6 protein-coding genes are annotated in these 4,635 nt (G+C 71.1%); 3 read left to right on the top strand and 3 right to left on the bottom strand.

The genetic code is table 11. The features are described 5' to 3' along the window. Both VF697_RS17445 and VF697_RS17440 read right to left on the bottom strand, forming a co-directional pair. On the bottom strand, positions 1-1,044 hold a 1,044-nt coding region (locus tag VF697_RS17445; RefSeq protein ID WP_331096407.1), incomplete at its 3' end, for a phospholipase D-like domain-containing protein. Positions 1,045-1,070: 26 nt separating this feature from the next. Beyond that, entirely contained in the window at positions 1,071-1,268 is a 198-nt protein-coding gene (locus VF697_RS17440; RefSeq protein WP_331096405.1) for a hypothetical protein, read from the bottom strand. A gap of 211 nt (positions 1,269-1,479) precedes the next feature. On the opposite strand from VF697_RS17440, the gene VF697_RS17435 reads away from it, so the two are divergent. Beyond that, the gene (locus VF697_RS17435) at positions 1,480-2,490 is read left to right on the top strand and encodes a serine/threonine-protein kinase (RefSeq protein ID WP_414641304.1); all 1,011 of its coding nucleotides are present in this window, start codon (positions 1,480-1,482) and stop codon (positions 2,488-2,490) included. Positions 2,491-2,514: 24 nt separating this feature from the next. After that, entirely contained in the window at positions 2,515-2,733 is a 219-nt protein-coding gene (locus VF697_RS17430) for a hypothetical protein (protein ID WP_331096401.1), read from the top strand. A 1-nt stretch (position 2,734) separates the two neighbouring features. Here VF697_RS17430 and queF read toward each other — a convergent pair whose 3' ends face one another. Then, entirely contained in the window at positions 2,735-3,154 is a 420-nt protein-coding gene (gene queF, locus VF697_RS17425; RefSeq protein ID WP_331096399.1) for a preQ(1) synthase, read from the bottom strand. A 179-nt stretch (positions 3,155-3,333) separates the two neighbouring features. Here queF and VF697_RS17420 point away from each other — a divergent pair. After that, positions 3,334-4,635, top strand: a 1,302-nt coding sequence (locus VF697_RS17420; protein WP_331096397.1) for a GAF domain-containing sensor histidine kinase, incomplete at its 3' end; no start/stop codon positions are given.

Genomic DNA, 4,635 nt, shown 5'->3' with positions numbered 1-4,635 from the left:
GCCCGAGCGCGCGCAGTCCTCCAGGCCCACCGGCCGCGAGAGGCCCACGTGCCGCTCCACCCAGCGGTTGGCCTGCGCCGCCACGCCCGCGTCGTCCACCTCCACCAGCGTCTCCAGGTTCACCAGGGAGAGGGGGTCGAGGTTGAAGCTGCCCACCAGCAGGCGCTGGCCATCCACCACCGCCGCCTTGGCGTGCAGCGTGGTGTCCGTCCACTCGTGGATGCGCACGCCCGCGCGCAGCAGCGTGTGGTACAGGCGCATGGTGGCCGCGCGAGCGAAGGGCACGTCGCTGCGTCCGGCCAGCAACAGGTGGACGTCCACGCCCCGCCGCGCCGCGCGCTTGAGGGCTCGCACGAAGCCCGGGTCCGGCAGGAAGTACGCGTGGGCCAGCACCACCCGCTGCTTCGCGTCCTTCAGGGCCGTGAGGTAGCGCCCCCGTAGCCGCCGCCCTCCGCCGAGGCCGGACAGGAGGATGCTCACCGGGCCCGCCGCCAGCGTGGAGGCCCCGGCGGTGAGCCGTGCCCCGAGCCGCGCGCAGATGTCACCGCGCAGCTCCAGCGCCAGGTCCGCCCACCCGGGCCGTCCCTCCTCGGCGGCGTAGTGGTCTCCGATGTTGATGCCACCGAGGAAGGCCACCGTGTCGTCCACGAGGAGGATTTTCCGGTGGTTGCGCCAGAAGCGACCGAGGAAGACGGAGGTGAGGGGGTTGTGGATGCGGACCTTGATGCCGGCGGCGCGCAGGGTCTCCGCCAGCGCGCGGCTCGCTCCGATGGAGCCCCAGCCGTCCACGATGACCTTCACCTCCACGCCCCGCGAGGCCGCGGCGGTGAGGGCCGAGATGAAGCGCGAGCCCACCCCCTCGCGCTCGAAGGCGTACACCTCCAGGTGCACGCGCCGGGTGGCCGCGGCGATGGCCTCCAGCATGCGCGGGTAGGCCTCGGCGCCGCCGTCGAGCAGGGTGATGCGCTGCCCCTGCGTCTCCGCGGACAGCAACTCCCGCTCCCCTCGCGAGGAGGGGAGGGGTTTTCGGGCCAGGGCTTCCATGGGATGTCCGTGAGAGGCGCTGCCCGTCAGTCGTCGTGCTTGCGCGCGCCCTTGCCCTTGCCCTTGTGGCGGCACTTCTCCCCATCCCAGTACTGGCTGGGGTGGCAGTCACGGGACTTCAGCTCGGACTTCTTCGTCTTCGGCACGTAGACGGTGTCGCGGATGACGAGGCAACCGGGGAGGACGAACAGGGCGGCGGGAAGGAGGAACAGGAGCTTCTTCATGGCGGGCGCAGCGTAGCGGGAGCGTGGCCCGGGTCGCTCGGCCTTCTTGTGAGTGGTGATTTCTACCGCCTGGCTGTCTGCACTCCGAGCGTGTCGACGCCTCGCGCTCGAATTCGGTACCCTCCGGTCCGTGCCCTCCAGCGAGAAGCCCGTCGTCAGACACCGGAAGATAGGCGCCTACCGCGTCCTCGGAGAGCTGGGACGCGGCGGCATGGCCCAGGTGTACCGGGGCCTGCACGAGATGCTGCAGCGCGAGGTCGCCATCAAGGAGATGCTCGCCGACCCCGCTCGGGACAAGGAGTCCGTCTCCCGCTTCCGGCGCGAGGCGCTCGCGCTCGCCGCCTTCCGCCACCAGAACATCGTCACCCTGTACGACCTGGTGGACAAGAACGACGTCCTCTTCATGGTGATGGAGTTCGTGGACGGGCCCACCCTGCACGAGCTCATCAAGGAGGGGCCGCTGCCTCCCGAGGTGGGCGCCGCCGTGGGGGCGCGCATCGCCGGGGCGCTGGAGCACGCCCACTTCCGCCGCATCATCCACCGCGACCTCAAGCCCGCCAACGTGATGCTCACCAAGTCCGGCGACGTGAAGCTGATGGACTTCGGCGTCGCCAAGGACGTGAGCCTGGAGGCCCTCACCGCGCAGGGCATGGCGGTGGGCACCCCCTCGTACATGTCCCCCGAGCAGGTGACGGGCGCGCCGGTGGACGGGCGCACGGACCTCTTCGCGCTCGGAGTGCTCCTCTACGAGGCGCTCACCGGGGCCCGGCCCTTCCTGGGCCGCACCTCCGGGGAGGTGTTCGCCCGCATCCGCGACGGCGAGTACACCCCGCTGTCCCGCGTGGCCCCCCACGTCCCCAAGCCCCTGGCGGACATCGTCAAGCGCGCCCTCGAGGTGCGGCCCGAGAACCGCTTCCCCCACGCCGCCGCCATGCGCCGCGAGCTGGAGGCCTTCCTCTCCCCGCGCGTGGGCATGTCCTACGAGGCCTTCCTCGTGGGCTTCCTCCGCCACCGCCAGAAGCTCACCGAGACCGAGGTGCTCGCCCTCCTCACCGAGGCGGAGCTCAACGTCGTCGAGGACTTCGAGGAGCCGGCGAAGGTGGCGCCCGCGTGGACCCGGTGGGCCCTGGCCTTCCTCGTCGGCGCCGCGGGACTCGGCGCCGGGCTCACCCTCACGCAGTCCTATTGGATGGGGCTGGTGCGGCAGTTGACCATCCGCTGACGCGCACGGCCTCGGAGACACACCATGGGTAGGATTCTCACCACTGTTCTGGGCATCGGCGTCGTCGTGGGCGCCGCGTACTACGCGCTCAACCACCTGGGGAGCGCGTCCAACAGCTCGCGTGAGGGCACCAGCGCCCCCAAGCGGCAGCTCGAGAACGTCCACCAGGCCGCGGATCGCATCGAGTCCGATGCCGATCAGCGCGCGCGCGACCTGGAGTCGAAGATGGGGGACGGACAGTAGGCTACTTGCGGCGCGCGGCGCCGTTCTTCGCCGGGGCGCTCTTCTTCGCCGCCCGGGCGCCCTTGTCCTTCTTCTCGTGGCGCACCGTGACGATCGTCCCGATGCCACCGCGCACGAAGAAGTCGCCCTCCACCGTGAGCTGCCGGGGCTGGATGGCGCGCACGATGTCGTCCGCGATGGTGTTGGTCACCTTCTCATGGAAGGCGCCCTCGTCCCGGTACGACCACATGTAGAGCTTCAGGCTCTTCAGCTCCACGCACAGCTCGTCCGGCACGTAGCGGATCCGGAACTTCGCGAAGTCCGGCTGCCCGGTCAGCGGGCAGAGGCACGTGAACTCCGGCACGTCGAACGTGATCTCGTAGTCACGGTCCTGCGCCGGGTTGGGGAAGGTCTTCAGTTCCTTGGTGGGCTGGGAAGGCATGGCGGGGTGTCGTCTAACACACACCACGCGGATTGCAGCCCCTGTGTGGTGAACGCTCCCCCGCCTGCCAGGCCCCCCGGATGTCCGGGCCCCAACGTGTGGGGTGTTCAAGGGGGGGCAGGAGGGCGGGGCCGTCTTGTTCGCCCGGGGCGACGGGCGTACTCCAGAGCTTGTCCCGCATGCTGCCCTCCGACTTCCAGGACATCCTCGCGTGCGTCCCCCAGGCGGTGGTCCGCCTCGGTCCGGACATGCGCGTGGCGTGGCTGGAGCCGGACTTCTCCGCCAAGACGGGCGTGACCCTGGCGGTGGGAGAGCCGGTGCTCTCCGCCCTGGAAGGCGGCTGGGGCCGCGACTCCCTGGAGCGCGCCCTGCGCGAGGGCCGGGGCCACTCGGGCCACGTCATCACCTCCGGCCTCAAGCAGATGCGCATCCAGGCCCGCCCCTGCCGCGCGGGCGCGGAGCCCGGCGCCTGGCTCCTCTTCGAGCCCTCCGGCGCCGATGACGACGTCGCCTTCGCCCAGGCCCTCCAGGAGATTGCCCGCGAGGTGGGCGAGACGCTGGACGTGGACAGCGTGTGCAGGGCCGCGGTGCTGGCCGTGGTGCGCTGCGCCCAGGTGCGCCGCGCCGAGGTGTACCTCGCCGAGGAGGGGCAGGCCCTGCGCCGCGTGGCCCTGTCCGATCTGGCCAACGTCGGCACCCTCGAGGACGCGCTCGAGGCGCACGCGGACTCCTTCGAGGCGGCGCTCATCACCCGCCAGCCGCAGATTGGCGTGCAGCGGGGCTATGGCGACGCGGTGGGCTCCATCTTCGCCGCGGTGCCCCTGCTGACCCCGAATCGGGCGGTGGGGCTGCTCGTCCTCTATAAGGAGCAGGGCACCTCCTTCTCCCTGCGCGAGCTGGACTTGTGGAGCGCCGCGGCCGGACAGGTGGCGGTGACGGTGGAGAACGCGCGCCTGCTGCGCGAGGCCCAGGCGGCCCTGCGGGTGCGCGAGGAGTTCATGTCCATCGCCTCGCACGAGCTGAAGACGCCCCTCACCCCCCTCAAGCTCACCCTCTACTCCATGGAGCGGAGGATCGCGCAGGGGCTGCCGGTGGACCTCTCCAGCGTCATCAAGTCCCGGCGGCAGGTGGACCGGCTGGCGGGGCTGGTGAATGACCTGCTGGACGCCTCGCGCCTGGAGTTGGGCCGGCTGTCGCTGCAGCCCGCGCCCCTGGAGCTGGGCCACCTGGTGGCCGAGGTGGTGGACCAGTTCCGCCTCGCCTTCGAGCGCCCCTTCACCCTGGAGGTGCCGCGCGAGCGCCTGTGGGTGCAGGGGGACCGGGACAGGCTGGAGCAGGTGCTCGTCAACCTGCTGGAGAACGCGCACAAGTACAGCCCCGCGGGGGAGACCATCTCCGTGGAGGTGGAGGCGCGAGCCGGCGAGGCCTGCCTCCACGTGAAGGACCGGGGCATCGGGATTCCCGAGCTGGACCAGACGCGG

The sequence above is a fragment of the Archangium sp. genome (assembly GCF_036388035.1).
In the GTDB taxonomy this organism is placed as follows: Bacteria; Myxococcota; Myxococcia; order Myxococcales; family Myxococcaceae; genus Archangium.
The sequence above is the reverse complement of the archived record's forward strand: the minus strand, read 5'-3'. Positions and strand labels throughout refer to the sequence as shown.

What these genes read in the sequence shown, in the direction of transcription:
- VF697_RS17440 (WP_331096405.1), bottom strand. Translation starts at nt 1,268, where the DNA reads ATGAAGAAGCTCCTGTTCCTCCTTCCCGCCGCCCTGTTCGTCCTCCCC.
- VF697_RS17435 (WP_414641304.1), top strand. Translation starts at nt 1,480, where the DNA reads ATGGCCCAGGTGTACCGGGGCCTGCACGAGATGCTGCAGCGCGAGGTC.
- VF697_RS17430 (WP_331096401.1), top strand. Translation starts at nt 2,515, where the DNA reads ATGGGTAGGATTCTCACCACTGTTCTGGGCATCGGCGTCGTCGTGGGC.
- queF (WP_331096399.1), bottom strand. Translation starts at nt 3,154, where the DNA reads ATGCCTTCCCAGCCCACCAAGGAACTGAAGACCTTCCCCAACCCGGCG.